The organism is Dactylosporangium sp. NPDC000244 (assembly GCF_040300725.1).
Lineage (GTDB): Bacteria > Actinomycetota > Actinomycetes > Mycobacteriales > Micromonosporaceae > Dactylosporangium.
On record NZ_JBEPEH010000033.1, the window covers coordinates 1 to 26763 of the forward strand.

A 26763-nucleotide genomic window follows, 5' to 3' on the forward strand; every position below is an offset into this window, starting at 1 on the left:
GTCGCGAACCTGCCGATCCGCCTCTGGCCGGGCATGAAGATCGGGCAGCTGTGCATCTTCCGGCTGTCCTCGCCGTCCGAGCACCCCTACGGCTCCGCGGTGTACGGCTCGCGGTACCAGGGCCAGCGCGGACCGACCGCGAGCAGGTCGTGGCAGAACTGGCGCACCTGGCCCACGACGGCCCCGATGGAGGCGTGATGGACCCGCTGATGCAAGCACTCGCCGACCTTCACGAGCACGCCGACGTGTTCACGCGCTATCGGGCGGTTTTGCCGCACGGGACGGTGAAGGGCGTCTCGCTGACGGACGCGCTGAACGCGGTCGCCGAACACGGGGGCCGGGCGGAGCGGTCCGAGGCGTGGCTGCTGCCGTCCGGGCACGAGCTGTTGTGCCCGTGGGAGCCGATCCGGGAGGAGCCGTCGTGATCGACCCGGACATCCTCGAGTCCGTCGCGGGGCGGGTCCACGACAGGTGGCTGGCCACGAAGGCGGCGCAGGGCTGCACGTCGCGGCTGTCGGAGACCGGTGAGGAGCTGATGGTGCCGTACGCGGACCTGCCGGAGCCGGCGAAAGACCTGGATCGGGGCACCGTCAGGACGGTGCTCGCCGCGCTCGAGGAGATGACCGCTGGTGGCTGTGGGTGATGGCACGGTAGGGCCTGTCCGGGGGTTCGAGTGTCGCCGAGTTGCACCGAGACACTTTGGAGACATCAAACGGACATATCGACCCGGTGCCAATGACTCGCAGACTCGTGAAATCTATACGTAGAGTAACCGCATCCTGGGCACCCCCAGGGGCTAAGCGAACGTGTTTCCGGGGAACGCCACAAGTAGTGGATCCCTTTGCAGGTAAAGGCGTACCACTAAATCTGTTGCTCCGGAGAAATCCACCAATCGAAACGCGCGGCTAGGTCGACAGGACGAATCCGAACACGTATCGTAGCGAGCAGACTTCGGCGAAAGCCGGACGGTCGGGCGGGGTGGTTACCAGGCCATGAATCCCCGCCCGCCGCCTCACTGACGTCCGAGTCGAAGACCACAGACGCCGCGGCAGCTGTCTCACCAGCCGCCGGCAGGTCCAAGCGTTTCATGGCGCCAATGGGTGAATCAAGCACCCCCTCGGCAGCCACGCTGAAGACCCGGCTCCCGTGTCGCTCGGCTCGGTCCTGACCGAAAGGACCACGAATGCCCGACATTGAGCTCGAGCCCGCCGTGAAGAGCTTCCTCTCCGAGCGCGCCCGCCGTGCCGCCCTCGCCAGGCACGAAACCCCCGAACAGCGCCGCGCCCGCACCGCCGCCGCCACCGCGGCCCGCAAGAGCGCCGCGCAGAAGATCGCCGAACTCGAAGCCCGGTTCACGGCCGAGGTCGACTCGCTGCGCGCCCAGGTCGCCGAGCTCGAGCAGCGCGTAGCCGCCTGAGCCCTCCCGCAAAGGGAAAGGGACCGGCCCGACAGCCGATCCCTGAAGTCGATTCACCCTCACCGGCAGCACGACACCCACATGATACCGCGATTACAGCGATCATGATAGATGGATCGAGCTGCCGCAGACCGCGGGAGCAGCCATGACGACCACGTTGAACACCCCGACAAACGACCAGACCCCGCCCACCGAGGACATCGAAGCACTCCTCGACATCTCCGACGAAGAGTTCGAGGACGTCCTCACCGAAGCGCTCATGCAAGCCAACGGGCCCACCTCCCAGGAGCCAGACTGGCAATGCCTCCTCGCGCCCGAAGTGATCAATCGCACCAGTCGCGTAATGGGCCTGCTGAGCGTCCGTGTCCAGGGGCAACTCAGCGAGGTCAACTCCAAGCTCGACCTACACCTCGACCGCCGCGAGCTCACCGCCACCCGAAAGGTGCGCAGCGGGCTCCTGCTGTTCCGATCCAGGCTGATCTCGCGCGGCACTGAGGCGAAGGAAATCCGCAGGAAGCTCAATCTTGCCAAGAGCGGGACGGCAGCATCCGCAGAGGCGACAGTGCCCAACCCGCCTCGGGACGACCGGCTAGCCGACCATGTCAGCCTCATGGAGCGCAACGCCCGTGAGGCCCGGGACATCGTCCGCCTCCTGACGCTCGCCATCCACCAGCACCGGCTGTCGGCCGTCGAAGCCGGCCTGACGCCAGAACCAGCCGACCGCGAACTCTGGCGCACCCTCGACGAAGTCCAGCTCGGGCTTGGTGGGCGATCCATCACCCTGACCGAAATGCTCGGCACAGGCGTGTGGACCGAGGAACGCGGATGACCCGCGCCGCGACCGTCCCGCTGCGCAACCCGCGCACCATCGGCGTCTGCCCGTACGACGGCCAGCCCGCCCGGCTCTATGCCTGCGGCTGGCGATGCCTGGCGTGCGCGCCCAAGCCGCGGGCGGTCGCCGCATGACCGGCACCTTCTACCTGGGCACCCACCAGCCGCACTGGCTCGCCCTGCCGCCACGCGACCACAATGGCGACCCCATCCCCCTGTTCGTCTCCCACCGACGACTCGCCGGACGCACCACCCTGCCGCGTGCACGCACCAGTTGGGCCCTGGACTCTGGCGGCTTCTCCGAGCTCTCCCTGTACGGCGAATGGCGCACCACGCCCGAGGAATACGTGGCCGCGGTCCGCCGATACGACCGGGAGATCGGCATGCTGTCCTGGGCCGCCCCCATGGACTGGATGTGCGAGCCGATCATGCTCGCCAAGACCGGGCTGACGGTCGCCGAGCACCAGCAGCGCACCGTCGCCAACTTCAACCTCCTGCGCGACATGTGGTGGGACGCCGAAGACGCCGACCTGCAGCGCGACTGGGGCCGGCCCGACGCTCGCCACGCCCGCGACCCGGAGTTCTGCCCGTTCATGCCCGTCCTGCAGGGCTGGCACCTCGACGACTACCTGCGCTGCGTCGACATGTACGAGGCCGCGGGCGTCCACCTGTGGGACCACCCGGTTGTCGGCGTCGGCTCCGTCTGCCGGCGGCAGGCCACCTCGGAAATCGAGGCCATCTTCGACGCCCTGTCCGAGTTTGACCTGCAACTACACGGCTTCGGGGTCAAAACGTCCGGGCTCGCCCGGTACGGGCATCACCTCGCCACCGCCGACTCTATGGCCTGGTCCTACGACGGACGCCGCACGCCGACCCGCTGCGGGTCTACCACGCACATCAACGAGGCGAACTGCCTCACCTTCGCCCTCGACTGGTACGAGCGGCTCGGCGACATCGGCGGCGAGCGAGACGAGCAGCTCAGTCTCGACCTGTTCTCTGGGGTGGCCGCATGACGCGCACCACCACCGTCCAGCTGCGCAACCCGCGCACGATCCTCCGCTGCGCCGACTGCGGCGGGGAGGCCCGACTCACGCCCGGCGGCCCCGTTTGCAGCGCAGGCCAGCCCAGCCCCGCCGAACCACTCCGCCCGCCGGGGCACGGGCAGGGACTCGACGCTCCGCCCTGCGCCGAGCGCGCCCAGCCACAGTTCCCCGACAGCGGCGACTACCGGGTCCGCATGTGCGTGCGCTGCGGGCGCATTACCGCACGGCTCGACCTCGACGGCGTCGCGTGGTGCGGAGGCATCCTCACTGAGCAGTCCAAGCCCATCAGGCACCTGACATTGGTCGGTGCCTGATGCCCGTTGCGCTCCTCCCCCCGACCACCAACAGCGGAGGCGCCTGGTCCGGCCAGACCCCGCTCACAGAGGCGCCGCGCTACATCCGCGGCCGGGGCAACAGCCGGTGGCATCGCGTCCGCTCCGCCGTCATCTACCCCGCCGGCCACGTTCGCGCCGCCGATGTCACCATCTACCACTACTGGTGCGGCCCCTCCGGCGGCAGTAGCGGCAAGGCCGGACCACTGTGGCTCGTCGACGACCTGCCGCCCGGCGAACCCGTCTGCGGTACCTGCGTCGGACGTGCCCTCGGCGCCGGCCAAGACGACACCCCGGCTGGACTTCCGCCGCTGCTGTTCAGTCCCCGCTGGCAAAGCCCGCCAACCGTGTGCCCCGGCTCGAACAAGCAGGACCTCATGGTTGCGCTCAACCAGAGGATCACCGTCGGGCAGTGTCTCGTGTGTGGAGCCATCGAACGTGTCCACGCCCTCGGTCGGGGCTACAACGCCTACGGGTACGGCCTGATCAAACACGCGCCCGGTGAGGATCTGGCCAATCCCTGCCCGTTCCATGCCTGGTCGCAGCTTGTGGAACGCAAAGGGCAGGCGGTCTGCCGCTGCGGCTGGCCGGGGAACGCGTCATGAGCTACCAGCGCGTCGAGAACGTCCTCTACCACGCCCCCGCCTGGATCGACCCCGCCGCGAAGCTCGTCCTCATCGCGGTCGCCGCGAAGCTCGCCGGCACCGACCCGGAGCGCACCGTCAGCATGGGCCAGGACGATCTCGTCGCCGCCGCGAACGTCGACCACCGCAACGTGCGCCGCGCCCTGGCCCGGCTCGCCGACGGCGGCATCGAGATCAGGGTTGCGCTGAGTAAGGACAAGAACGGCGACCCGGTCTACGCCCACCGCGGCAGCGTCGGCCAGTTTCGGGTGCCGTGGTTCCCGAAGCCGGACGAATGCGGCTGCCCCACATGCCACAAAGGCGGACGGCAGCGTCCGCCTTCCAGTGCGCGAAAGGCGGACGCGAAGGCGGGCACCAGCGCCCCCCTTTCCGAGGGTAAGGCGGATAGCAGCGCCCCCCTTAATCCGAGAAAGGCGGACGCTGGTGGTCAGAAAGGCGGGCGCCAGCGCCCTCCCCTACCAACTAACCAAGCAAGCAAGCCAAGTATTGGGCGCCCCGAAAACGCCGCTCACGCCACTTCGCACACCCAAAACCGCGCCGACGGCAGCAGCATCCGTACACCGCTCCCCGAGAGTCTTCAGCTCATCGTCGACACCCTCGCCGACGCCGACATCACCGAAGTTGAGGCCCGCGCCGTCCACAGCCGGTTCATCACCGAACGTAAACCGCAAGGCACCCGCCTCTTCCACCTCGTCGCAGGCGAAGGCGGCATCCCCTGGCGCACCGCACTCGCCGGCATCCGCGCCGACGCCAAAGCCGCGAACATCGCGAAGATCGCCGAACTGGGCCGCAGTGCCCCCTGCCCCCACGGCCAGCCCGGCGGCGATCAGCCCCACCCCCGCACCGGCGAACCGCTCTGCCCCCTCTGCCGCACCGGGACACCAGCACCCGACCCCGACCAGCCCAAGCCCGTCGAAACCTACCGGCGGCTCTACACCACCACCCACGAACGCAAACCCGGCCTCGACCTCATGGCCGCCGTCGGCCAGCAACACCACGAACTCGCCAAACGCGGCGCCACCCCCAGGCAACTCGACGCCGTAGCCGCCTCCGCCGCCATCAACGGCCACGACCTCATCACCGAACTCCGTCAGCAGAAGGAGCGAGCCAGTGCCTGACAACGCCAACGCCCGCCGGCTCGCCGCGGTTCCCGACCTCCCCGAACAGGAACGCGCCGAAGACCGCGACGCCAACCGGGCGCGCATCGAACGGCACGTCCTCGGCACCGCCATGGACAGTCCCGGCGACATCCCCGCCATGCGCATCCACATCCAGCCCGGCAGCTTCGCCGACCCCGTCCACGGCCACATCTGGGAAGCCATCAGCACCTGCCACGACGGCGGCGAACCCGTCCACCCCACCGCCGTCACCGAGCACCTCATCCGCGGCGGACACATCCGCAAACTGCCCCACAACGCCTACCTGTTCGACCTCTACCAGCAGGCACTCCCCGGCCAAGGCGGACACTGGGCGCGGCTCCTCGCCGAACGGCACACCTGGGACCGCGTCAACGCCGGCACCCACAAGATCAAACGGATGCTCGACACTCCCGGCGCCGGACTCGACCAAGTCGCCCACCTCGCCGAACACCTCGTCACCGTCGCCGCTGGCCGCGGCACCACCGGCAACGACGGCGAACACATCGCGGACCTCGCCGCCGCCTACATCGACGGCTACCTCGACTGGGGCAAAGCCAAAGGCGCCGCAACCCCCTGGCCCGACCTCAACCAGCTGCTCACCACCGAAGGCTTCGAGCGCGGCCAGGTCGTCACCTTCGGCGGTGCCTCCGGCATGGGCAAGTCCGTCGCCATCACCGACATCGCCCGGCACACCGGCGTCGAGCTCCAGCAACCGACGCTGATCTTCACCATGGAGATGACCGCCGACCAGGTGCTCTGCCGCATCCTTGCTGGCCTCACCGGCATCCCGGAGAAGGCGATCAAGAACCGCGACCTCACCCCAGACCAGCTCGTCCGCGTCGACGAAGCCCGCAGACGCTTCCAGGACTCGCCGCTGTGGATCGTCGCCGAACCCCGCACGGTCACCCAGATCGCCAACGCCGTCCGGCAGCACAAACACCGCTACGGCAGCGTCCACACCGTCGTCGTCGACTACGTCCAGATCGTCCCCACCGAAGGACGCAAGGAAAACCGGCAGCTCGAGGTGTCCGCCACCATGCAGCGCCTCAAGCAACTCGCCCTCAAAGAGGACGTCCTCGTCGTCACCGCTGCCCAGATCAACCGGGCGCCCGCGCAGCGCACCGACAAGCGCCCGACCCTCGCCGACCTGCGCGAATCCGGCGAGATCGAGAACAGCTCCGACATCGTCGTGCTCATCTACCGCGAGGACTACTACGACAAGGAGTCTCCGCGGGCCGGCGAAGCCGACTTCATCGTTGCCAAGCAGCGCGGCGGCGTTACCGACACCGTCACCGTCGCCGCCCAGCTGCACCTCACCCGGTTCGTCTCCATGGCCGACGACTGGACCCCCTCGGGGGCGGCGCGATGAGGCACTTCCCGATCGACGGCACCTTCGACGAGCAAACCCGCTGGTGGATCGAGAACAACGCCGACGTCATCGACCGCGGCATCGCCCGCGGCCAGACCGTCAAACCGATCACCACCTGGGCCGAGGTCGCCGCGTTCGTCGACGACGCCGTCTGGGAGCGCATCCTCGGCGACCTCGGACCCAAGTCCCGCGCCGAAGCGCTCGCCTGCCGGCCGTGCAAGGCGTACCCCACCCCCGATGCTCTCTGACCGCGAGAACGGACCCCCATGAGCTTGCCCACGATCTCCGGCACCGCCCAGCTCCTCACCGACCCGAAGAAGGCACTCACCAAGACGAACAAGCCGATGGCGACTGCGCTGCTCAAGTTCACCGGCTGGCGCAAGGTCGACGGCAAGTGGGAGGAGGGCGACTCCGTCGTCGCCTCGGCGATCGCGTTCGAGGACGCCGCCCGCGCTCTGGCCGCGTTCAGCAAGGGCGACAACGTTGCCGTGACGGGGATGGCCACGCTCACCGTCTGGAACGACCAGCCGCGGCTCAACCTCACCCTCAGCGCATGCATGGCACCAGCAGCGAAGCAGGTCACGGAGCGGGCTGCCGCATGAGCCCGCCCGAGATCTTCGAAGACCTCGCCCTCAACCTGCTCGCCCACCTGCAGCACCAGCAACGTCAAGGAGACCCGATGTCCCGACCCGACCGCTACCTCGACCCGTTCGGCGAGCCCGTCGAAGCCGTCCGCTGGAACCCCGCGGACCCGCTCGCCTGCGGCGCGATGATCGGCTGGCTCATGTCCGCTGGCGCCGACTTCCACCACCCCGACGGCCTGGGCGCCACCACCACGCTCGCCATCCGCCGCAGCAACGGGCAGGCCGACCTCGTCGTCAAGCCCGGGGATTGGATTGCCGGGAATCGGCGCACATGGGCCGGGATGGCGTTCGCCGCCGTCACCGACGCGGTGTTCGCCTCCGCGTTCACCGCCGACGAGAGGGCGTACCGATGAGCACCCAACCCGTCGTCCCGTCGGCTGTCGCGCTGTGGTTGGAGGCCGGCGGCGGCACCCGCGGCTTCGACCGCGACCGGTACCGGCAGCTGCTCCGCGACCGCGGCCTGCTGGTGCCCGGTGAGCCTGAGGCGCTGCCGTGCGGGTGGACGCCCGGCGGGCTGCGTGGGGAGTTCGCGGGTCCGTCGGTGACGGAGGCGCCCGAGCATCGTGCGGCCCGGCAGCGGACCCGCGAGGAGGACGCCGCGGCCGAGGGTGCGAAGTACTGCCGGGCGAACCGGGGGCGGCGTGAGGCGGTGTCTCGTGGCTGACCTGACCCCGGAGGCACGTGAGCGGGTGCTGGCCGACGTGCAGCGGCGCCGTGAGATCGCCGCCGACCTGCGCAAGACGCTGCCGCAGGAGACGTTCGAGGAGCGCATTCTTCGGCAGCACCGTGAGCGGCAGGCGCGACTGGCCGAGGCTGCCGGGCAGCTGGACCTCGGCGATAGGTAGCCACGCTATGCAACCGAGCCCGTACGGCGAACGGCATGGACCCCGGTACGTCGGCGCGAAGTCCCGCCAGTGGCCCGAGGGTAGGCCGTTGTGCGGGGCTCGCAGGAAGCAGGGCGACGGCGAGTTCTGCACGAAAACCGCAGGTCACGGAACTGATCACCTGGGGATCGGCGAGTGCAACAACCACGGTGGGAGCACGCCGAACCAGCGGAAGGCGGCACAGAAGGTGAAGATCGAGCAGGCGGCACGCAGCTTCGGGCTGCCGATCCGGGACGTGCCGGCGTCGGTGGCCATCCTTGACGAGTTCGCATGGATCATGGGCCATTTGGCGTGGCTGCGGGAGAAGGTCCAGGAGATCGAACCCGACGCCCTCGTGTGGGGCAAGACGACCGAGGATCACAAGCTCGCCGGGGAGTTCCCGGGCATCGACACAAAGTTCCAGGCGCTGCCGAACGTGTGGCTGAAGCTGTACCTGGAGCAGCACCGCCTGTTCCTCGACTACGTCAAGGTCATCGAGACGTTGAAGATCGAGCAGGCGAAGCTGGCGCTGGCCGATCAGGTGGCGACCGTTCTTGCTTCGCGGATCAAGGTGTTCGTGGCGCAGCTCGGCTTGACGGACGAGCAGTCGGCGCGTATCCCCCAGGCGCTCGCCGCGGTGCGCGGTGAGCTGACGATGGACGTCACCGGGATGGTGGCGGCGTGAACGGCGGTGCCGGGATCGGTTGCAATGGCGCCGGAAACCGCCCCGAGGGCTCGCCAGGCAGGCGTACGGGCGTTACCGAGGGTGCGGGAAACCCCCCAACGGCTCCTGGGCCGTCTGAGCGGGCTGCAGATCTGTCCGACGAGGCGCTCGCCGAGGCCGGGATGCGCCCCTGTGGTTGGCCCGACTGCCCGGAGCGGTTCGACGCCTACGGGCACATCTTCACCGGCGCCAACGTCCAGCCGGGCTGGCGCCGGTCCAATGTCGTCGGCTACCTCGGCCCCGCGCACCGGGACGCGACCCACCTGCCGCGGCTGGAGCGCACCGACACCGGCACAGATGTGGTCTGCGGCTGCGGCTGGCGCCACGAGAATCCGCCGACGCTCGGCGCCGCAGCCGACCTGTGGCGTGACCACGTTCGAGAGGAAACCTCATGACCACCGATGAGGCCATCGGCCCGAAGTCCTGGTTCGATCAGTTCGCGGTCGCCCTGGTTGGCGTCAAGGGCAACGACCAGTGGTGTGCCCGGCACTGGGCTCCGTGCCCGCTGCTCGGCGCAAACGGCTTCGGCGCCGCGACCGAGGTCATGTCGGTGTTCATCAACGAGGTTGCGTCGGCCCGCTCACCCGAAGGGCTCAACGCCGAGATGCAGCGCGTCGGGAAGCTCTGCTGCACCATCGGCGACGAGCGCATGTACGAGATCTGGGGCCACTGGCCGCCGAGCGGGGGCGACCGTGCCTGAGCCCCGGATGGTCCGCTGCCAGTACGGCCAGACCCCGCATCCACTCGACGACGAGTGCGTCAACGTCGCTGACGACGCCACCGGCGGCTGGCTCTCCGGCTCGTGCACGGACCCCGACGACGCCATGGAGGCCGCCCTGCGCCATGCGGCAGCCGTAATCGACGGCTGTCCGCCGAAACCCGTCGTCCACCCGAGCCACCAGCCGGAGGAGCCGGGCGCCGAGCTGCTGCCCGGCCACACGACGTGCAAGGTCTGCTGCCGGTTCGTCGCCCACCACGGCTGCGCAAGCCCGCGCGGTGTCGCCCCGTGCGCGGGGCCGGGCCGGGTCGAACTGCGGGAGCCCGCATGACCGCGCGCCTCCGCCCAGCCGACCGTGACGACTTCGACTGCTCCCCGTACCCGGAGGGCGACGGCCGCCACGACTACCGCAAGACCGCGTCGAGTTACGACCGGACTGGCCTCGACCATCCGGACTACCGCGACGGTGAGACGACGTGGCGGTGCCGGCGCTGCGGTGACGTGTTCGTCGCCCTCGACGAGGAGATGGCCGCCCTTGATGAGGAGCGGTGGTGGGACGGTGACTGAGCGCTGCGGTCATTGCGGCCGAACCTCGCACGGCTTCGCCTGCTGCGGGCAGCTGGCCGCGGAGGCGGGCGAGGTGTGCCCGGTCGACCACTTCGCCGAGGCCAACCCGAAGCCCGCGCCGGTCAGGGGCCAGTCCGGTCCGCCGCGACCGCTGCGCGCCCCGCGCCGCATCGACCCCCGGAGGAGCCGGTGACCCACCACGCCACCCTGCGCCGCGTTTCCGGTGTGACCGAGGTTGCCCGGCCGCTGCGTGGTACCGGCTGGACCCAGTGGCGGGCCGAACGCGCCTGCCGCAAGACGATCGGGCACTGCTGGCATCCGGACGGCATGGTCGGCTGGTGGTGCTGCGAGTGCTCAGCCGCCACCGAGGGTATGCCCGAGCAGCGGTGCGTGCACTGTGCCGTCATCCCGGCTGAGCCGCAGGAGTGCCAGGGTGCGGACTTCTCGAAGCTCCTGGCGCGCCTCGGCGCCAACCTCGAAGATCACGCCCGGCGCGACGGCCTCAGCCCGGTCCGGACGGCGATCTTTCTGAGACGGGGCGGCCACGCGCCCGGCGAGCACTGCCCCACGGCGTCGCCCGCGACGCCCGTGCACGTTTCGACGTGCTCGTGGCTGCTTGGCGAGGAATGCGACCGGGGGTGCTCGGCATGATCGCCGTTCTGTGCCGCGTCCTGCGCCTGCTCGGCGAGTTCTTCGACCTCGTCGAACCTGAGCCGACCCGACTCAACTGCGGCTGCCCCGACGTCGCCCAGCGCTACCTGTGCGGCTGCGGCCGGACCGTCTGCGAGCAGCACCGTTCGGACCCGCACGACTGTGCCGAGGAGCCTGCCGATGTCCGCTGACCTGCACACCCGGCTCAAGATCTGGATCAACAACGCCGAACGAGCCGCCATCGGTGACCGCTACAGCGTCTACCCCGAAGAGTCCGTCCGCGACGGCTGGCACCGCGCCTACTGCCGGGCCCACCACGAATGCGACTGGACGACCACCGGCCTCGAGAACCCATGCGATGAGGCCGCGTACGAGCACGTCTACGACAGGCACCGGTCCGGGCCGCACGCTGTCGCAGCCCTCCAAGCCCTCGCCGCCCTACGCGCCGTCATCGACGAACACAAGCCCGAAACGACCTACCCCGGCACGACGACGTCAGTGGGTCGTTTCCCGCTGTGCTTTGCCTGCGACCTCGACGGCTACGACGCCGACCATCCCGAGTGGCCCTGCTCACCGATCCGGACCATTGCCCGCGAGCTCGAACTCACCGAAGGGGCAGGCCGTGACGAGCAGGGCCGTTGAGATCTTGCGCGAGGTCCGCGAGCGGCGGCGGATTAACAATCGTCGCGTCCGCGGCTGCACCTGTCCGCCCGACACGCCGGAAGGCGGATACGCGGCAGGCTGCCGCCCGCATGAGGACTTCGCCGTCGAGCTGCATCGCATGGTCGCCGACTTGCTCAGCTGCGGCTGCCCCCGCTCGCTGACCGACTGGCGGCATGCCTGCGGGCACGTCACCTGCGAGCAGCACCGTAGCGAGCACGACTGTGGAGAGCTGACCCATGCCTGACCTGGACATTGAGCCGTGGCAGCTGTACCCGATGCCGCCCGAGCAGATCGGGAAGATCCGCGAGTACCTCGCCCGCCGCGAGCGCATCGCGGTGGAGCGCGGCAAGGCCGAAGGCATCGCCGAGCGGCTCGTCGGCGTCGAATTCCTGACCGCAGTCGTCTGCGCCGTCCGCGACGACCCAGCGCACCAGGCGATGGCCGAGGACGAGGTCTGCGGTAACTGCGAGGAGATCGCCCGAGAGATCCAGCGGCACGTTATCGCCAAGACCGGAGGTTCCGATGCCTGAGCAGCCCCGCATCGCCGAGGAACTCGCTGCCGTCGAGCGTCTCGCCGTTCGTCTGCACGAGCAGTTCCGGCCGCTGGCCGGTGACGTGCTGATCTTCGACGACTGCCTTGAGATCGCACGGTTCGCAGTCGGCACCCTGCGCCGCGAGGTCGACGCTGCCCGCGAGCGGGGCATCGCCGAGGGCCTCCGCCAGGCCACCGAGGGCTGGCAGCCCGTGGCGCGTGCCATCCACGACCTCACGCACGACACCGACGGCTATTGGGTCGACGGCGACCTGCCTGCCGAAGAGGTGCGCCGCATGCTCTACGAGGCGCTGGGCGCCGTGCCGCTCGTCGGCCCGTGGGAGCCCGCCGAGCAGCCCACTGAGGAGCGCCCGTGCGGCGAGGTCGAACTTCGCCAGATCTCCAGCGGCAACTGGGTGGTCGGTTGCAGCTGCGGCAGCGTCACGGTCACCAGAAACGAGACCCATGCCCGCGCGAAGGCCGCCGAGCACGCGCCCGCCGAGCAGCCCGAGCCCGCGCCCCCGTGCCCGAAGATCGCGCACGAGTCCGGCGTCGTGCTCGCCTGCACCGTCGAGCACAGCGAGCCGCGCAGCGGGATGCACGCCAACCACCACCACCGCGAGCTTTGGGGCGAGGACGACGACCGGATCATCGCCGAGCCTGCTCGTGGTGGCACCCCGCCGGCGTCCGGCCCGCTGACCACCGAGGAGGCCACACCCGACTGCGTGATGCCGGGGGTCGGCTGGCGGCTCGCACGCGACGAGGACCTCCACCGGCCGCACGCCGCCCTGAACGCCCGCGGACACCTGCGGGGCTGCCGCTGCGAGGACTGCGAGCGCGACGCCGAGCGGCCCGAGGGCGGCACCCAGTGAGCCGCTCGAACTACGTCTACATCGTCCAGCACCCCACGACCCAGATCCCGCTCGCCGCGTTCACCGTCAAGCACGAGCTCATGTCCTGGATCACCCGCCGGCTCGCCGACGACACCCTGCTGCCGCAGACGCCCGTCTGGCGTGTCCGGGACGGCTGGCGTACCGGCGAGCAGGTGCTGCTCGGCACCGTCGCCCAGGCGCTGGAGCGCGCGGAGGTGGAGGAGCGCCATGGCGGCTGACCTGCACACCAACATCCTCGCCGACCTGGATGCACGCGAGTCCACACACGTCTCGATCGGTCCCGAGGTACACGCCGCCCTCCGCGCCGTCGTCGAGCAGGCCCACGTCTGGTCACTGCTTGCACCGCCGGACGACTGGGGCGACACCCCGCAGCACACCGAACGGGCCGACATCGGCCGTCACCTGCTCCGTACCATCGCCGACCAGCTCGGCCTCGATCGTGAAGGATCCACTCCATGACGACTCCTGACGAGACCTGGCGCACTCTCTACGGCACTTCGGATGGCCGCTGGCTACTGCTCACCGGCATGGTCGGCACCGTGTCGCCGCCGTACATCGCGGTCGGCGTCGAGTCGCGCATCGTCCGGCTCGACCACCTCGGCGACCCCGCCGACGTCGTCCGGAGCGTCTACCGCCGCCTGGCCGACGCGTTCGCGGGCGGGCGGACGGGCTACCAGGCTGGCGGCCGGACCGGTGGCGCCGATGTTCAGCAGGCCATGTCCGAGATGCTCGGCGTGTCGCAACAGTCGGTGTCGCGGTACGTGCGCGGCACCTCCACGCCGGACCTGAAGCCCGACGGCTGGTCGAACCTCGTCCGGGCCCATTTCGCGGACACGCCCGCCGACCAGCTCGGCGTCAGCGTCGAAGGAGAAACCCTTGGCGACCGTTGAGGACCGCAAGGCAGCCCAGCGAGGCCACGTCCACACCCTGCTCCGCCTGATCGGCGAGGGCGAGATCTCGTCGATCGGCGACGACTACTGGTACATCTACGACGACACCACCCCGCAGGGATACCGGCTGCCCGACGTCGACCGGCTGATCGAGTCCGGCCTGGCAAGACCCGAGGGGTACTACGCGGTCCGGCTGACGGAGGCTGGCGCCGGGAAGCTCGCCGAGCTGGCCGCCGCTCTCGGCGCACCACGGGAGGCCGGCCGTGCCTGACTGCGGACCTGTGCCGAAGCCGCGCGACCCGAGCGACCGGGACCCGGCCGAAGTGCCGCGCGCCGACGTCGAACACCTCATCGCCCAGGTGCTGCACGAGCAGTCGTGCGGCGACGTAGACGACAACCCGGCGTCCGCCGCCGACGACCGCCGCGGCCACGCCTGGAACGCCCGAGAGATCTGCGCCGAGCTGGAACGGCGCGGCTGGACCGTCAACCGAAGGAGATGACCGTGCCCGACCTGACCTTGCCCGAACCCACGGGACCCGTGATGGAGTCGCCGCTGCTCGACCTCGCCCACACCCGCCTCAACGCACTACGCGCCGGGGACGAGGAGACCGTGCTCGACACCGTGATGCGCCGGCTGTTCGACCCTCGTAAGCGGAATACCGTCACCGTCTCTGCGTTCCAGTCGGCGCTGTGAGCGACGTCATCGCGCTGCACAACGGCGCCATCCTCGAAGTCCACGACCCCGCCAGGTGTGCGGGGCAAACGTGCTGCATCCACGCACCGTCGAACCACCTGATGCTCGGGTTCCCGCAGCACTGGCGCTCCGACCGGCAGCTCATGGAACGGATCTGCCCCCATGGCATCGGGCACCCAGACCCCGACGACATCGCCTTCAAGTGGCGGACCCGCGGCGACCAGTTCGCACGGTACGAGGCGATCCACGGCTGCGACGGCTGCTGCACCGGAGGTGGCACCGATGGCTGACAGCCTCGCCCACCTCCTGTACGAGATGCACCGCGACACCGGCCGCCTCCTCGACATGCTCGACCGCAACGACCGCCTGTGGCAGCCCGAGCCTGGCCGCGCCCACCCCGACGTCGAGCGGCTGCCGCTGCTCACCGCCCGGATCGTCGCCGCCGCCATGCATCAGGAGCCGGCGTGACCACGTTCAAGATCGCCTTCACTGTGCTTGTGCTGGCGAAGCTCACCGTCGGCATCCTGGTCATCAACACCATGACCGCGCCAGGCGTCGGCCGGCACATCTGCTGGACGGTCATGGCCGTCACCGTTGCCGCTGGGCTCGCCTACTTCTGGGCGCCGCACCGCAGGCGACCAACGTGACCCGCCGCGCCCGGTGCCGGCACCACGCGGCGCTCGCCCTCATGACCGTCGCCCTCGCCTGCATCCCCGCCGACCTGATCCTCGCCGCCGAAGACCTCAACGCCTGGCGGTGGATCACCCTGCCGACACTCGGCATCTCCGCCGCCGCAGCCATGCACCTACGCGGCTGGGCCGTCGGCTACGAAGCCGCCCAACCCCGCACCGAACCCGACCCCAGGAGGACCCGATGATCGTGACCGTTCGCCGGCGCCAGTTCGACACACGCGCCGTCAGGTGGACCGGTAGCAACGAGGCCGAGGTTCGAGAGCTGTGCCCCGACTTCCACGCCATCGACGTCGAGGACCGCGGCGACGACCCGGATGCGACCGGCGAGTTATGGGATTTCTCGCACGGCCGCCGGGTCTTCATGTACGACGGTGACCACATCGTGCTCGTCCCGGGAGGCGCCCGGCGGTACACCGACGACGAGTACGTCGCCGAGTTCGAGCCGGTGACCGCGTGAGCACTATCGCGATCATCGTCGTCACCGCCGGTGCGGTCATCGTCGGCGTCAGCTGGGCGCTGGCCTGGATGGTCGTCCGTGCTGCTAGCGACGGCCGCCGGGGGCGGCAGTGACCGCCCAGGTCTGGCGGACCGACCCGGCGACCGGCCTGCAGCGCCGTGACGAGGACGACGGCTGCAAGCCCGGCAACCACCGCCGGGACGCCCTGTGCGCCCGGACCCGGGTCGAGACCCTGCCGCGCGATGACCAGTCCGAGGACGACCGAGGAGGAGCGACGTGACCGACTTCGCCGAAGCGCTCGCCGCCGTCGCCGGCGACCACATCACGGGCATCGTCACCCGGCCGGTTGAGCCGACTCCGCCGATGACCTGGGCGGAGATGCGCCGGATCGCCGAGGAGTTCGCAGCCAGGCCCCCGATACCGGACCGCCTCGTGGTCGCCCCGGACGTGCAACTGCTGCTGACGATCCAGCACTCGGCGCCGATCGTTACGGACCTCATCGGCCTGCGGATCGTCGTGGACGAGACCCTGCCGCCCGGCTGCTGGGAGATCCGGGCTCGCGACGTGGTCGTGAAGCGCATCGTCCCGGCGCCGTGGCCCGGCGAGATGATCATCATCGACGGTGCAGTGCTCCGCGCGGCGACCGAGATCAAGCCGCCCTGGGCACACCGAATTGGAGGAACCCATGCACGACCCTGATGTTGTCGCGTTCGACATCCGCAGGCCCTGGCCGCAGCGCACCAGCACCGGCCTCTACTGGCCATCCCTCGTCACCGTTTGGCATCGCGAGCCCGGCGGCGCCGACTCCGGCGAGGTGTGCAGGCACGACAAGCGGACGCAGGACGCCGACGGGAAATGGCAGACGAAGATCCTCCACGGTTGGAAGTGGCACCTGCACCATTGGCGCCTACAGGTCCACCCGCTCCAGAACCTCCGCCGCAAGGTTCTTACCCGCTGTGCCTGGTGCGGCGACCGAGACCGTAAGGGCGACCACGTCAGCCACAGCAACCAGTGGGACGGTCCGCGTGGGCGATGGTGGCAGGGTGAGCCCGGCCTGTTCCACCAGGACTGCGCGATGATCCACCGCGCGCACGCCACCTGCCTGTGTTTCGACCCGCTTACCGATCATCACGGCTATGGCCACTGCCTGGCCTGCGGCAACTACCTCGCGTACGGGCGCACCGAGCTGCAGGCCGCCCAGTACCGCATCCTCACCGCCATCCCAACCGGCCAGCGCGACCCCGCCGCCTATCAGCAGGTCTGCGACATGTGGGACGCGTCGAAGAGCATCTCGCTGACCTAAGACAACGACGGCCCCCGATCCGCTAAATCGAGGGCCGTCGACACCGGCTGGATTCCCGCCCCGCCCGTGCTCCCAAGCAGACGATCATAGCCTTGAGCTGCGCGAACGGAGCCGATAATGCCCAACCCCCGCCCACTGTGCGCCGTCGACCCCTGCACCATCCCCAACCGGCACCTTGACTCCTGTGAGCAGCGCGACACCTGCAAGGGCTGCCTCCCCGGCCTCGCCGCCGACGGGCTCCTCCTCTGCACCCACCACGCCCGCCGCATCGGCCGCGACGCCCTCACCCTCGCCGCCCGCCACCGGCAGCTCGCCCTCGTCCTCGCCGGCACCGGCCAGCCCGGCGGAGAACGCACCACCGGCGGCGACAGGAACCCGAACGTCAACCTCAACCTGCGCGCTGCCGCCATCCGTCGCGACATCGAACAGCTACTGACCCGGCTCGCCCGGCTCATCACCAGCCAGCGCGGATTCGCCTGGCCCACCGACACCGCGACCGTCGTCACCGAACGGCCGTACGGGTTCATCGGCCCTATGCCCGCCCGGCTCGTCGCGCGGCACACGTTCCGCGTGGCGCCGCTCGCCCGGCTCGTCGCCCGCTCCGCCGACTGGCTCGCCGCCGACAGTCGCGCCGCCGAACACGCCACCCAGCTTGCCGAGCTCGCCCGGCAGGCGTTCCGGACCGCGTACCCGACCGGGACGAGAGCGTTCGAGCTGCCGGGACTCGACGGGGAACGGTACCTGGCGTGCCCAAATCAGATCCCGGACGAGGATCGCGATGGCGAGACGAAGCCGTGCCCGGGGAATCTGTGGACGATCATGCGGCGGGATGGCGACAGGCTCCCGGCGCAGATCATGTGCAATCACGACGATGAGCACCAGTGGCCAGCCTCGCAGTGGATCAAGCTGGGCAAACGCATGATCAAACACGTCACCGAGGCCACCGGCGCCAAGCCCGAAGACCCCGGATACGGCTACTCAACCGTCGAAGAGATCATGCGCACCTACAGCATCACCAAGGCGTACATCTACAAGCTCGCATCGACCAAAGGGTGGGGCCGCTACCGGCACCCCGACGGCGGGGTGAGGTATCGCAGGGATGACGTTGCCGCAACTCTCGCCGGTTGCGCTGGACAGGGCTAGACGCCGAGGGTAAGGTCCGCGACTAATGATCCACCGCACTGGCTGGATCGCCTGAAGCCTCGACCTCCCCTGTGGGTCGAGGCTTTCGCATTTCCAAGCTCCGGTGCGCCCGCCGCCGCCCGCTCGGGGGTTCGGGACGCGCGTGCCCAGTTGCGCCCGGACGGCGCGGCCCCAGGCCTCGAGGGGTGGCCGGGGCCGCGCCACCAAAACGGGAGCCCGCCAAACCTCGGGTCAGGCCCGGCCGCCAGGGAGCAGCCGGAGATACCCCGCGAGTGCAGCCCGTGCGAGTCGGGCCGGGTTCGCCAACCCCAGAAGGAGCCGCCCCGATGCTCCGCACCGTCCTCACCGCGTTCGCCGCCGTCGGCGTCTGCTGGATCGCTTACCGAATGGAGCGCCTCATGACCGCCCAGAACGACAAGCTCACCGCCCTCCGCAACGACCTCGCCGCCGTGTTCGCCGACGTCGACGCGAAGCTCGACCAGCTCAACGCCCAGACCGACGACTTCAACCCCGAGGCGCAGGCCACCTTCGACTCGCTGAAGCAGCTCGTCGCTGACAAGCAGGCCCAGATCGGCGACGTCGACGGCTCCGACACCCCTGCCACCGAGCCCGAGACGCCGGCTGAGCCGGAGCAGCCGGCCGTCTGACCCCGGACGGGCGCCGCCCACCCCCACGGGCGGCGCCCGAACCCGGACCCGAAAGACGAGGTGAGCCGTGACGCTCGCCTTCGACCAGATGGTGTACGCCAAGCTCCTCCAGCAGTTCCAGCCACAGCCCGAAGTCAACGTCTTTGGCCAGCTCGAGTACGAGCCGACACCCCGGCAGCAGATCTTCCACGACGCCACCGAATTCGACGTCCTCTTCGGCGGGGCGGCCGGCGGCGGGAAGACGAAGGCGCTCGTCGCCGACGACCTCCGCGACGCGATCCGATACCCCGGCATCCGCATCGGCGCGTTCCGCCGCACCTACGGCGAGTTGAAGGAATCCCTGCTCGCCGAACTCGCTCAGTTCGGGTTCGCCGCAGCGCTCGGCGCCCGCTGGAACGGCACCGAGTACGAGCTGCGGTTCCCCAACGGCTCACTGATCATGTACCGGTACGCCGAGTCCGTCGCCGACGCCACGAGACGCCAGGGCGGCCAATACCAGAAGCTGACGTTCGACGAACGGAACCTCACCTCCCCCGAGGTCATCACGTTCCTGGAGTCGCGGCTGCGGTCCGGCCGGAAAGACATACCCGTCCTCGGCATCCGCTCCGGCACCAACCCCGGCGGTGTCGGGCACGGGGCGTCCCGCGACCGGTACATCGACCCCACCGAGTACGGCAAGCATGTCGTCACCGACGTCCGCGGCCGGACCGTCCGGTTCATCCCGTCGAAGCTGTCCGACAACCCGCATGTCAACGCCGAGTACGCCATGGACCTCATGGCCCTGCCCGACGCGATGCGGGCCGCGTTCCTCGACGGGAACTGGGATGCATTCGCCGGCGCCATGTTCCCCGAACTCAACCGGGACCGGCACGTCATCGACCCGATCCCACTGCCGTCGTCGTGGCGCCGCTATTGCGGCGTCGACTGGGGCTTCACCGCGCCATGGGCTGTCCTGTGGGCCGCCGTCGACGAGGACGGACGCGTTTGGATCTACCGGGAGATCTACCGCAAGCAGGTCGGCGAAGCGGACCAAGCCCAGCAGATCCTTGCCGCGGAGGCCAACGGCGAGCGGGTGTCGGCCCGGTTCGCCGACGACGCCATGTGGTCCACCCGCGGCGATGCGAAACCGATCGCCGACGTCTATGCCGACAACGGCGTTCACCTGACGAAGGCCGGCAAGGGTGCCGGGTCGAGGGTCCACGGCTGGCAGCGCTGGCACACCTACCTTGCCGAAGCGCCAGCCTGCCCCCATCACCGAGCGCTCGGCTGGGACTCCTGCCCCCGCCTGCACATGTTCTCGACGTGCGTCGACACGTTCAAGGAACTCCGGGACCTTCCCCACGCGATCACCGGCGACCCCGAGGACGCCGACCCGCGCGCCCCCGACCACCTCGCCGATGCGGGCCGGTACCTCCTGACGAACCTTGAGGGCGCCACCTCGGCCGACTTGTTCCCGCCACTGCGCTGGCGGTACTGGACCCCCCTCCCCGGCAACCGGGCACAGTGCGCATCGCGGTCCTGGCCGATTGAGCAGGCCAACCGCTTCGCCACCCTGTACCTGCCGCAGGGAGAGGACGGCGACGGCGAACGGGCCGTCGCCCTGGCGTGGGCGTACACCATCGACGGCGACATCATCCTGCTCGACCGGGCTGCCGCCCCCGCGCTCGGCGCCGACATCGGGTCGCTGCTCAGACCGCTGATGCGTAACCACCAGCTCGGCACCGCCTACATCGCGAAGCGGCAGGCACCCGACCTCGTCCGGATGGCCGCCCAGAAAGCCCGCCTGCACCTCTCCCCGGTCGACGTCGACTCCGACCGGCTGGCCAGGGCGGTCGCCGCGGCGGAGAAAGTCGGCGCTGGGAAGGTGTGGCTGCCGTCCGGCCCGGCATGGGTCCGTGAACTCGTCGCGGAACATTCGGCGTTCCCCGCCTCACGGACGACCGGCCACGTCGAGGCGGTCGCCTTGGCCGCGAAGTCCGCCGCCACTCGCTGGATGCCGACCCCGGCTCCCGCCCGGGTGCCCGACCTCCACGAGCTCGACTACATGACGATGCGGATCTGAGAGCGCGGAGGCGAACATGGCCACCTCCGCCATCCGGGTGCCGTCAGCACCTCGCGGCCGAGTGTCCGAGGCTGAATACGAGCTGCTCATGGACGAGTGGTTCGCGGACACGCCCGCGGACCTGATATGGCCGCTCAACATCCAAACCTATGCGGCGATGCGCCGCGACTCGTCGATCAACGCCATCCAGCAGGGGTACACGCTGCAGCTGCGGCGTGCCCAGTGGCAGCTCGACGGTCACGGCGTGAACCCGGCCACGACCCAACTCGTCGCCGACGACCTCGGCCTTCCCGTTCTCGGCACCGACAGCCACGGTGCCGCCCGAACCCGCGGCGTGTCCTGGTCGGAGCACCTCCGGGTCTCGCTCGCCCAGTCTCTGACGTTCGGGCACTCCGGCTTCGCCCTCGGCGCGGACCTCGTCAACGGCAAGGCCCGCCTCAACGTACTCGCCGAACGGCCCCCGTGGACGATCGACCGCATCCACGTCGACCGCGTCACCGGGGCGTTCCTCGGCGTCACCCAGGCCGGCATCCGCCGCGACGACACCCCGGAGATCCCGGCCCGGCACATGGTCTGGTACTGCCTGGACCGCGAAGGCGCGAACTGGGCCGGCGTCTCCATGTACCGGTCGGCGTGGCTGCCGTGGCTGATCAAACGCGAGATGATCCGCGTCAACTCGACCGCCCACCGCCGGTGGGCCGCCGGCGTGCCCGTCATGGAGGCCCGGCCGGGCACAAACCCGGGGCCGGCCGAGATGGCCGAGGCGCAGAAAATGGCGTCGGCGGCTCGCGGCGGCGAGCAGGCCGGCGCAGCATCCCCGCCCGACTTCACACTGAAGATCCTCGGCCTGTCCGGCGCGCTGCCGGACACGCAGGGCTTCATGGAATGGCTGGACCGGCAGATTACCCGCTCGAGCCTCATGTCCCATCTCGAGCTCGGCCAGGGCACGTCCGGCGGTGCACGCGCTCTCGGTGAGGCGTTCATCGACTCGTGGCATCTGTCGCTGGAAACCCTCGGCGAGTCGAACGCTGACACGACCACCAGGCAGGTCGCGGCCCGGATTGTCGAATGGAACGACGGCCCCGACGCGCCCGTCCCGCAGGTCCGGGTCGCCGGGATCGGTTCGCGGCGCGAAGTGACCGCCGAGTCCCTCAACCTGCTCCTCGGCTCGGGCGCCCTGCAGTCCGACCCGGCGCTCGAGGCATGGGTCCGGCGCGAATACCGGCTTCCCGAGCGTGAAGGCATGGCCCAGCCGGCGCCGTCCGTAAAAGGCGACACGGTCACCGCCGCGAACCGGCGCACCCGCAAACAGCCCACCCCCGCCGAGGGGCAACTGAGCCTGCCGCTCGGCGGCGAGGAGGACCAGTGAACACCGACCAGTGGTTGAACCGTCTCCCGAACCCTCTCGCGTCGGCGAAGGCAGGTGAGCCGCGGCAGTGGTTCCGCATCCGCGCCGCCGCCGCTGGCACCGATGCGGGCGGTGAGATCGTCGCCGACGAAGTGACGGTCTTCATCTACGGCGTCATCGGCGGCTGGTGGTCCGGCGTCGATGCGAAGTCGTTCGTCGCCGCAATCAACGCCATCAAAACCAAGCAGCTGAACGTACACATCAACAGCTACGGCGGCTCCGCCTACGACGGCCTGACCATTTTTCAGGCGCTGCGGAACCACTCCGCCCGGATCGTCACCTACGTCGACGGGATCGCCGCCTCCGCCGCCTCCGTCATCGCCATGGCCGGCGACCACCGGATCGTCGCGCCGTACGCGTCCATCATGGTCCACCGCGCGTGGACCCTGGCAATCGGCCACGACCTGGAGCTGCACAAGGAGGCCGACGAGATCGGCCGCCTGTCGAAGAACTACGCGCGCCTCTACGCCAACCGCGGCACCACAAGCGCGTCCGCCGACGACTGGTTGGCCGTAATGACCGACGAGACCTGGTACTACGGCGAGGAGGCCGTAGAGGCAGGCCTGATGCACGAAGTGCAGGAAGACGCCGAGAAGACCGGCGACGACTCCGCCGACGACCCGGCTGTTGTCGTCGGCACCGAGGGCGACGACGAAGACGAAGACGACGACGTACTGGCGATGAACGCGTTCGCGCAGCAGTTCTTCGGGTTCCAGGCCCGTGACCGCTCCACCCCGCCACGGATGCCAGCCGCCCACGCCGACGTACCCCGCAACGCCGACCCGGCCGTCTCGGAGACCGCCACCGAGACGCCCACCGCCGAGCAGGCGAAACCCGAGATGTCCGGCGCCGAGCCGGAGCCCACAACCGAACCGGAGGAGGACCCTGTGTCCGACCTGAGCGAGATCAGCTCGCGGCTCGGCCTGACCGACGACGCCGACGAGACTGCGGTCCTGGCCGCCCTCGACGAGCTCAAGGCCAAGGCCGACAACCCGCCCCCGCCGCAGCCCGACCCGGCCGCCGAGGCCGCCGTGAAGGCGCAGGCCGACGAGAACGCCGAACTGCGCAAGACCGTCGACGTGCTGTCGAACAAGGTCGAGGCCATGTCGACGGAACTCGCCGCGACGAAGGCCGAGAAGGCCGCCAACACCAAGAAGTCGATCCTCGACGACGCGCAGGCCAAGGGCAAGTTCACGCCCGCCGAGCGCGCCCAGTGGGAGGCCGACTACGACGAGGCGCCGGCCGCGGTCGCCCGGATGCTCGACCGGATCGCCGCCGGTACGGCCGTGCCGGTGACCGCCGCGGGCGAGACCGGGGCCGCCGAGCCGACCGACACCACGGACTGGGCTGCATGGGACGCCGAGCTGGCGCGCCTCGACGGCCCCGTCTCCACGAAGGGGAAGAACTGACCATGGGCGCCTACGAGCCGAAGTACCTGTACCACGACGCCGTCTCGGCGACATTCTCTGCCGCGGTCACCGGCGGTCAGGTCGTCGCCGTGTCCAGCAACGGCACTCTCGGTCCCGCCGCTGCGGACTCAAACGCGGTCGTCGGTGTCGCCGCGCAGGACGTCGCCATCAACGGCCGCGGCGCCTACTTCCCGCGCGGGAAGGTTCACGTGTCGACGGCGTCGGGTGCGATCACCGCCGCAGCCCGTGTCAACGCCGGCGCCTCCGGAACCGTGGCCTCCGCTGCGGCGGGTGTCGGCAACATCGGCATCGCCCTGACCACGGCCGCGGACACCGCTGCCGTGGAGTGGATGGAAATCTAGCCCTCCACCCGCGGGTCGGTCGACACCCACCGCCATCCGTTTCATCCGAACCGCATCTTCCGAGGCCCCGCGCATCGCGTGTGGGCCTTTTCGTCGTGCCCGGACGGCCGGGCTCTTTGGAAGGGAACGCCCATGCCGGGTGCTTACCCGCCGGCTGCGCCTACGCTGTCCGGCGACCTGCTCACCATCCACCGCCTCCTGCAGGACCCGCTGCGTCTGGAGCGGCGCCTTCGGACGATTGTCGACCTTCGGTTCATCGCCGACCGTCTCCTGACCGGCCGTGGCCGTTCTTCCGGCGGTGCCGCGCTGATCCAGCAGTCGGAGCCGATCGTGAACCCGCGGGCCGTCGAGGCGGTGTCGCCGGGCGCCGAGTATCCGCGGGACGTGACCCCGGAGGGCACTGCGGTTCTGGTGCCGGTGTCGAAGTGGGGCCAGGCGGTTTCGCTGACCGACGAGAAGCTGAAGCGGTCCGTATACATGGGCCGGGAGGTCGACCGGGCTCTGACGAAGACCGCGAACACCGTCATCACGAAGATCGACCGGCTGGCGACGTCAGCGGTTGCGTCGGCGGTCACGAACACCGTCGCCGCGGCGGCGCAGTGGGACTCGGCGTCGGCGCTGCTGTACCGGGATGTGGAGAAGGCCGGCGCGAAGATCGTCGACCAGAACCAGGGCTTCAAGCCCAACGCGGTCCTGATGTCGACGACGAAGTACGCGATCCTCGTCACGGACCCGGCGATCGCGCAGATGCGCCGCCGGGAGACGTCGGACAACCCGATCTACGGCGGTGACATCGAGTACCTCGGAAAATACGAGGTCATCACGACCGCCGTCAGCAACCTGCCGTCGGACGACGTGTGGGTGTTCGACTCGAACGAACTCGGCACGATGATCGACGAGGTCGAGGTCGACCCCGGCTACGCCCGGATCGACAACGGTCTGCAGTACCAGGTGAAGCGTGTCAGCGAGCGCGACGCGTGGGACATCTGGGCGCGGCGTATCACTGCCCCGGCGGTCGAGGAACCCGCGGCGGGCGTCAAGATCACCGGTACGGGGTCGCTGGGCTGATGACGGACCAGCAGATGTATCAGGTGACCGCCGAGTGCGTGTACGCGACGGTCGACTCGCAGTACGGCATGACCCGGCAGCTGCTGCTGAAGGGTGCCGTGATCCCGGGCGACGCGAAGGAGATCGAGCATCTCGTCGCGCAGGGGTTGATCGCGAAGATCGGCGACGGCGACGAGACCGGCATCAACGCCCTCGGTGGTGTCGGCGCCGCCGAGAGCGTCGAGGGTGCGGCGGGATCGGTCGTGTCGCCGGACCCGGCTGCCGGCCCGATGGGCGGCAGCCCCTCGGTGACGGACGAGGCCGAGACTGCCCGTGAGGCGGCGAGGGCGAAGCTACCTGCCGACGGTTCCGCGCCGCACCCGAACGCGGGCCGCGACGTGTGGGTCGAATACGCCGTCAAGCAGGGCATCGACCGCGCCGAGGCGCAGAAGGCAACGAAGGACGACCTGAAGGCCCTGTTCAAGTCCTGACGCACAGCCTGGCGGGCATTCGGGGGTTCCGTCGTGTTCTACGAGGTGTCGGCTCCGTGTGTCTGGTACGTCAGGCGCACGGAGCACGGCGACAGCATCCAGATCGGCTACGCCGGGCAGCGTCTGCCGGATGACATCGCCGCCGAGAGTTTGGCGTTTCTGCTGGCGAACCGAATGGCCGACGAGGCACAGGAGCTTCCGCCTCAGGCGGTGGTGCCTCCGGATGCGACCGCGTCGTCGGCGATGGCCGCGGCGATGGATGCACGTCAGGCGGCTGTTGCCGCGCAGACGACAGCCCAGTCGGCGGCGGCCGATGTGGCGGCGGCGCAGGCACAGATCAGTCCGGCTTTGGCGGCGTCGCTCGCGGACCGGGCGCAGTTGAACGCGCGGATGGCGCAGCGGGAGCAGGCTGACGCCACGCAGGACTCGGCGCTCGCCGCGCTGCAGCAGGCGTTTGCCGGCGTCCAGCTCACGCCGGGACCTGCCGGGGATCAGGGCGTCAAAGGCGACCCGGGGCCCGCCGGCGCGGTTGGCCCTCAGGGTCCTACCGGTGCCACCGGTCCGCAGGGCTCGAAGGGTGATGCTGGACCTGCGGGCGCGGATGGTAGGTCCGCCTACCAGGTGTGGCTCGACGCGGGCAACAGCGGTACGGCCGCGCAGTTCCTGGCGGCCTTGGTCGGAGCTCGAGGTCCCGCCGGTGCGGTTGGCGCCGCCGGCGCGACGGGCGCGCAGGGCCCGAAGGGTGACACCGGGCAGACCGGGGCATCTGGCATCCAAGGCCCAAAGGGCGACGTCGGCGCGACGGGCCCCGTGGGGCCGACGGGAGCGACTGGCCCTGCGGGGTCGAACGCTGCCGCAACGGTCACCGACCTGTCCTACGGCAGGCTGACCGCGATCCTCGCGCTCGGCGGCTCTACGGACGTCACCGTCACCTGGAACGTGACGTTCCCGTCGACCGGCTACAACGTCCGGCTCGTACCCGGACCGGGCATGGTCGGCAACGCCACCCTGACCCTCAAGTCGAAGACGACCACCAACTGCGTGGTCACCGTGACCGCGGTCGTGGCGCTCGCCGTCGGTGCGGCGTTCTACGCCGACGCGGCTCTCTGATCCATCCCCTTCCGCACG

Annotated in this window: 50 protein-coding genes and 2 pseudogenes; all 52 read left to right on the top strand. The window is 69.9% G+C overall.

The window, feature by feature from the left end; translation table 11 throughout:
• Positions 1 to 198: pseudogene (locus tag ABT369_RS38570) on the top strand (dCTP deaminase); the annotation flags it as partial.
• Positions 198 to 425 carry a hypothetical protein gene (locus tag ABT369_RS38575; protein ID WP_350619945.1) on the top strand — a complete coding sequence of 76 codons (228 nt, stop codon included), beginning with the start codon at positions 198 to 200 and terminating at the stop codon, positions 423 to 425. The pseudogene ABT369_RS38570 and the gene ABT369_RS38575, both read left to right, overlap by 1 nt.
• Positions 422 to 643, top strand: a complete 222-nt coding sequence (locus tag ABT369_RS38580) for a RyR domain-containing protein (RefSeq protein ID WP_350619948.1) — start codon at positions 422 to 424, stop codon at positions 641 to 643. The genes ABT369_RS38575 and ABT369_RS38580 overlap by 4 nt, the downstream gene beginning before the upstream one ends.
• Before the next feature lie 540 nt (positions 644 to 1183).
• Complete coding sequence (locus ABT369_RS38585) at positions 1184 to 1417, top strand: hypothetical protein (RefSeq protein WP_350619951.1); 234 nt, start codon at positions 1184 to 1186, stop codon at positions 1415 to 1417.
• Between the two features lie 145 nt (positions 1418 to 1562).
• On the top strand, positions 1563 to 2246 hold the full coding sequence (locus tag ABT369_RS38590) for a hypothetical protein (RefSeq protein ID WP_350619953.1): 684 nt from the start codon (positions 1563 to 1565) through the stop codon (positions 2244 to 2246).
• Positions 2243 to 2383, top strand: a complete 141-nt coding sequence (locus ABT369_RS38595) for a hypothetical protein (RefSeq protein WP_350619956.1) — start codon at positions 2243 to 2245, stop codon at positions 2381 to 2383. Before ABT369_RS38590 ends, ABT369_RS38595 begins: the two co-directional genes overlap by 4 nt.
• Positions 2380 to 3261, top strand: a complete 882-nt coding sequence (locus ABT369_RS38600; RefSeq protein ID WP_350619959.1) for a deazapurine DNA modification protein DpdA family protein — start codon at positions 2380 to 2382, stop codon at positions 3259 to 3261. The genes ABT369_RS38595 and ABT369_RS38600 overlap by 4 nt, the downstream gene beginning before the upstream one ends.
• Entirely contained in the window at positions 3258 to 3605 is a 348-nt protein-coding gene (locus ABT369_RS38605) for a hypothetical protein (protein ID WP_350619962.1), read from the top strand. The genes ABT369_RS38600 and ABT369_RS38605 overlap by 4 nt, the downstream gene beginning before the upstream one ends.
• Positions 3605 to 4228 (top strand): hypothetical protein, encoded by a 624-nt coding sequence (locus ABT369_RS38610; RefSeq protein ID WP_350619965.1) that lies wholly within the window; start codon positions 3605 to 3607, stop codon positions 4226 to 4228. The genes ABT369_RS38605 and ABT369_RS38610 overlap by 1 nt, the downstream gene beginning before the upstream one ends.
• Positions 4225 to 5385 carry a hypothetical protein gene (locus tag ABT369_RS38615; RefSeq protein WP_350619967.1) on the top strand — a complete coding sequence of 387 codons (1161 nt, stop codon included), beginning with the start codon at positions 4225 to 4227 and terminating at the stop codon, positions 5383 to 5385. Before ABT369_RS38610 ends, ABT369_RS38615 begins: the two co-directional genes overlap by 4 nt.
• Positions 5378 to 5704, top strand: a pseudogene (locus tag ABT369_RS58050) (DnaB-like helicase N-terminal domain-containing protein); the annotation flags it as partial. The gene ABT369_RS38615 and the pseudogene ABT369_RS58050, both read left to right, overlap by 8 nt.
• A 99-nt stretch (positions 5705 to 5803) precedes the next feature.
• A complete protein-coding gene (locus ABT369_RS38620) occupies positions 5804 to 6775 on the top strand; it encodes a replicative DNA helicase (RefSeq protein WP_502891876.1) in 972 nt (323 codons plus the stop codon).
• On the top strand, positions 6772 to 7023 hold the full coding sequence (locus ABT369_RS38625; protein ID WP_350619973.1) for a hypothetical protein: 252 nt from the start codon (positions 6772 to 6774) through the stop codon (positions 7021 to 7023). The genes ABT369_RS38620 and ABT369_RS38625 overlap by 4 nt, the downstream gene beginning before the upstream one ends.
• An 18-nt stretch (positions 7024 to 7041) precedes the next feature.
• On the top strand, positions 7042 to 7377 hold the full coding sequence (locus ABT369_RS38630; RefSeq protein ID WP_350619975.1) for a hypothetical protein: 336 nt from the start codon (positions 7042 to 7044) through the stop codon (positions 7375 to 7377).
• Positions 7374 to 7772, top strand: a complete 399-nt coding sequence (locus ABT369_RS38635) for a hypothetical protein (RefSeq protein WP_350619977.1) — start codon at positions 7374 to 7376, stop codon at positions 7770 to 7772. Before ABT369_RS38630 ends, ABT369_RS38635 begins: the two co-directional genes overlap by 4 nt.
• Positions 7769 to 8083, top strand: a complete 315-nt coding sequence (locus ABT369_RS38640; protein WP_350619980.1) for a hypothetical protein — start codon at positions 7769 to 7771, stop codon at positions 8081 to 8083. The genes ABT369_RS38635 and ABT369_RS38640 overlap by 4 nt, the downstream gene beginning before the upstream one ends.
• Positions 8076 to 8264: a hypothetical protein gene (locus ABT369_RS38645; protein WP_350619983.1), complete on the top strand. Its 189-nt coding sequence runs from the start codon at positions 8076 to 8078 to the stop codon at positions 8262 to 8264. Before ABT369_RS38640 ends, ABT369_RS38645 begins: the two co-directional genes overlap by 8 nt.
• Before the next feature lie 226 nt (positions 8265 to 8490).
• Entirely contained in the window at positions 8491 to 8967 is a 477-nt protein-coding gene (locus ABT369_RS38650; protein WP_350619986.1) for a hypothetical protein, read from the top strand.
• A 161-nt stretch (positions 8968 to 9128) separates the two neighbouring features.
• On the top strand, positions 9129 to 9401 hold the full coding sequence (locus ABT369_RS38655; RefSeq protein WP_350619988.1) for a hypothetical protein: 273 nt from the start codon (positions 9129 to 9131) through the stop codon (positions 9399 to 9401).
• Entirely contained in the window at positions 9398 to 9706 is a 309-nt protein-coding gene (locus tag ABT369_RS38660) for a hypothetical protein (protein ID WP_350619990.1), read from the top strand. The genes ABT369_RS38655 and ABT369_RS38660 overlap by 4 nt, the downstream gene beginning before the upstream one ends.
• A complete protein-coding gene (locus ABT369_RS38665; protein WP_350619992.1) occupies positions 9699 to 10055 on the top strand; it encodes a hypothetical protein in 357 nt (118 codons plus the stop codon). The genes ABT369_RS38660 and ABT369_RS38665 overlap by 8 nt, the downstream gene beginning before the upstream one ends.
• Positions 10052 to 10291 (top strand): hypothetical protein, encoded by a 240-nt coding sequence (locus tag ABT369_RS38670; protein WP_350619994.1) that lies wholly within the window; start codon positions 10052 to 10054, stop codon positions 10289 to 10291. The genes ABT369_RS38665 and ABT369_RS38670 overlap by 4 nt, the downstream gene beginning before the upstream one ends.
• Entirely contained in the window at positions 10284 to 10484 is a 201-nt protein-coding gene (locus ABT369_RS38675; protein WP_350619996.1) for a hypothetical protein, read from the top strand. Before ABT369_RS38670 ends, ABT369_RS38675 begins: the two co-directional genes overlap by 8 nt.
• Positions 10481 to 10942, top strand: coding sequence for a hypothetical protein (locus ABT369_RS38680; RefSeq protein WP_350619998.1), 462 nt, complete (start codon positions 10481 to 10483; stop codon positions 10940 to 10942). Before ABT369_RS38675 ends, ABT369_RS38680 begins: the two co-directional genes overlap by 4 nt.
• A complete protein-coding gene (locus ABT369_RS38685) occupies positions 10939 to 11133 on the top strand; it encodes a hypothetical protein (protein ID WP_350620000.1) in 195 nt (64 codons plus the stop codon). The genes ABT369_RS38680 and ABT369_RS38685 overlap by 4 nt, the downstream gene beginning before the upstream one ends.
• Positions 11123 to 11584: a hypothetical protein gene (locus tag ABT369_RS38690; RefSeq protein ID WP_350620002.1), complete on the top strand. Its 462-nt coding sequence runs from the start codon at positions 11123 to 11125 to the stop codon at positions 11582 to 11584. Before ABT369_RS38685 ends, ABT369_RS38690 begins: the two co-directional genes overlap by 11 nt.
• Positions 11565 to 11849, top strand: coding sequence for a hypothetical protein (locus ABT369_RS38695; RefSeq protein WP_350620004.1), 285 nt, complete (start codon positions 11565 to 11567; stop codon positions 11847 to 11849). The genes ABT369_RS38690 and ABT369_RS38695 overlap by 20 nt, the downstream gene beginning before the upstream one ends.
• Positions 11842 to 12135, top strand: coding sequence for a hypothetical protein (locus ABT369_RS38700; protein WP_350620006.1), 294 nt, complete (start codon positions 11842 to 11844; stop codon positions 12133 to 12135). Before ABT369_RS38695 ends, ABT369_RS38700 begins: the two co-directional genes overlap by 8 nt.
• Positions 12128 to 13009 (top strand): hypothetical protein, encoded by an 882-nt coding sequence (locus tag ABT369_RS38705; protein ID WP_350620008.1) that lies wholly within the window; start codon positions 12128 to 12130, stop codon positions 13007 to 13009. The genes ABT369_RS38700 and ABT369_RS38705 overlap by 8 nt, the downstream gene beginning before the upstream one ends.
• Complete coding sequence (locus ABT369_RS38710; protein WP_350620010.1) at positions 13006 to 13248, top strand: hypothetical protein; 243 nt, start codon at positions 13006 to 13008, stop codon at positions 13246 to 13248. The genes ABT369_RS38705 and ABT369_RS38710 overlap by 4 nt, the downstream gene beginning before the upstream one ends.
• Positions 13238 to 13489, top strand: a complete 252-nt coding sequence (locus tag ABT369_RS38715; protein ID WP_350620012.1) for a hypothetical protein — start codon at positions 13238 to 13240, stop codon at positions 13487 to 13489. The genes ABT369_RS38710 and ABT369_RS38715 overlap by 11 nt, the downstream gene beginning before the upstream one ends.
• A complete protein-coding gene (locus ABT369_RS38720) occupies positions 13486 to 13920 on the top strand; it encodes a helix-turn-helix domain-containing protein (RefSeq protein WP_350620014.1) in 435 nt (144 codons plus the stop codon). Before ABT369_RS38715 ends, ABT369_RS38720 begins: the two co-directional genes overlap by 4 nt.
• A complete protein-coding gene (locus tag ABT369_RS38725) occupies positions 13907 to 14191 on the top strand; it encodes a hypothetical protein (RefSeq protein WP_350620016.1) in 285 nt (94 codons plus the stop codon). Before ABT369_RS38720 ends, ABT369_RS38725 begins: the two co-directional genes overlap by 14 nt.
• A 10-nt stretch (positions 14192 to 14201) precedes the next feature.
• Positions 14202 to 14420 (top strand): hypothetical protein, encoded by a 219-nt coding sequence (locus tag ABT369_RS38730; protein WP_350620018.1) that lies wholly within the window; start codon positions 14202 to 14204, stop codon positions 14418 to 14420.
• Between the two features lie 2 nt (positions 14421 to 14422).
• The gene (gene fxsA, locus ABT369_RS38735; RefSeq protein WP_350620020.1) at positions 14423 to 14614 is read left to right on the top strand and encodes an FxSxx-COOH cyclophane-containing RiPP peptide; all 192 of its coding nucleotides are present in this window, start codon (positions 14423 to 14425) and stop codon (positions 14612 to 14614) included.
• Positions 14611 to 14904: a hypothetical protein gene (locus tag ABT369_RS38740; protein WP_350620022.1), complete on the top strand. Its 294-nt coding sequence runs from the start codon at positions 14611 to 14613 to the stop codon at positions 14902 to 14904. The genes fxsA and ABT369_RS38740 overlap by 4 nt, the downstream gene beginning before the upstream one ends.
• Entirely contained in the window at positions 14897 to 15082 is a 186-nt protein-coding gene (locus tag ABT369_RS38745) for a hypothetical protein (protein WP_350620024.1), read from the top strand. Before ABT369_RS38740 ends, ABT369_RS38745 begins: the two co-directional genes overlap by 8 nt.
• Entirely contained in the window at positions 15079 to 15261 is a 183-nt protein-coding gene (locus tag ABT369_RS38750) for a hypothetical protein (RefSeq protein WP_350620025.1), read from the top strand. Before ABT369_RS38745 ends, ABT369_RS38750 begins: the two co-directional genes overlap by 4 nt.
• Positions 15258 to 15491, top strand: coding sequence for a hypothetical protein (locus ABT369_RS38755; protein WP_350620027.1), 234 nt, complete (start codon positions 15258 to 15260; stop codon positions 15489 to 15491). Before ABT369_RS38750 ends, ABT369_RS38755 begins: the two co-directional genes overlap by 4 nt.
• Positions 15488 to 15763 (top strand): hypothetical protein, encoded by a 276-nt coding sequence (locus tag ABT369_RS38760; RefSeq protein WP_350620029.1) that lies wholly within the window; start codon positions 15488 to 15490, stop codon positions 15761 to 15763. The genes ABT369_RS38755 and ABT369_RS38760 overlap by 4 nt, the downstream gene beginning before the upstream one ends.
• A 109-nt stretch (positions 15764 to 15872) precedes the next feature.
• Positions 15873 to 16043, top strand: coding sequence for a hypothetical protein (locus ABT369_RS38765; RefSeq protein ID WP_350620031.1), 171 nt, complete (start codon positions 15873 to 15875; stop codon positions 16041 to 16043).
• Entirely contained in the window at positions 16040 to 16462 is a 423-nt protein-coding gene (locus ABT369_RS38770; RefSeq protein ID WP_350620033.1) for a hypothetical protein, read from the top strand. Before ABT369_RS38765 ends, ABT369_RS38770 begins: the two co-directional genes overlap by 4 nt.
• Positions 16449 to 17066: a hypothetical protein gene (locus ABT369_RS38775; protein ID WP_350620035.1), complete on the top strand. Its 618-nt coding sequence runs from the start codon at positions 16449 to 16451 to the stop codon at positions 17064 to 17066. Before ABT369_RS38770 ends, ABT369_RS38775 begins: the two co-directional genes overlap by 14 nt.
• 117 nt (positions 17067 to 17183) lie before the next feature.
• Positions 17184 to 18209, top strand: coding sequence for a hypothetical protein (locus ABT369_RS38780; RefSeq protein ID WP_350620037.1), 1026 nt, complete (start codon positions 17184 to 17186; stop codon positions 18207 to 18209).
• A gap of 326 nt (positions 18210 to 18535) precedes the next feature.
• Entirely contained in the window at positions 18536 to 18856 is a 321-nt protein-coding gene (locus ABT369_RS38785) for a hypothetical protein (protein ID WP_350620039.1), read from the top strand.
• A gap of 67 nt (positions 18857 to 18923) precedes the next feature.
• The gene (locus tag ABT369_RS38790; RefSeq protein WP_350620041.1) at positions 18924 to 20918 is read left to right on the top strand and encodes a hypothetical protein; all 1995 of its coding nucleotides are present in this window, start codon (positions 18924 to 18926) and stop codon (positions 20916 to 20918) included.
• Between the two features lie 61 nt (positions 20919 to 20979).
• Positions 20980 to 22287 carry a phage portal protein family protein gene (locus tag ABT369_RS38795; protein WP_350620043.1) on the top strand — a complete coding sequence of 436 codons (1308 nt, stop codon included), beginning with the start codon at positions 20980 to 20982 and terminating at the stop codon, positions 22285 to 22287.
• Positions 22284 to 23735 (top strand): head maturation protease, ClpP-related, encoded by a 1452-nt coding sequence (locus ABT369_RS38800; RefSeq protein WP_350620045.1) that lies wholly within the window; start codon positions 22284 to 22286, stop codon positions 23733 to 23735. Before ABT369_RS38795 ends, ABT369_RS38800 begins: the two co-directional genes overlap by 4 nt.
• Positions 23736 to 23737: 2 nt before the next feature.
• The gene (locus tag ABT369_RS38805) at positions 23738 to 24097 is read left to right on the top strand and encodes a hypothetical protein (RefSeq protein WP_350620047.1); all 360 of its coding nucleotides are present in this window, start codon (positions 23738 to 23740) and stop codon (positions 24095 to 24097) included.
• Between the two features lie 132 nt (positions 24098 to 24229).
• Positions 24230 to 25165: a phage major capsid protein gene (locus tag ABT369_RS38810; protein WP_350620049.1), complete on the top strand. Its 936-nt coding sequence runs from the start codon at positions 24230 to 24232 to the stop codon at positions 25163 to 25165.
• A complete protein-coding gene (locus tag ABT369_RS38815; protein ID WP_350620051.1) occupies positions 25165 to 25635 on the top strand; it encodes a hypothetical protein in 471 nt (156 codons plus the stop codon). Before ABT369_RS38810 ends, ABT369_RS38815 begins: the two co-directional genes overlap by 1 nt.
• 33 nt (positions 25636 to 25668) lie before the next feature.
• Positions 25669 to 26745, top strand: a complete 1077-nt coding sequence (locus ABT369_RS38820; RefSeq protein ID WP_350620053.1) for a collagen-like domain-containing protein — start codon at positions 25669 to 25671, stop codon at positions 26743 to 26745.
• Positions 26746 to 26763: the final 18 nt, after the last annotated feature.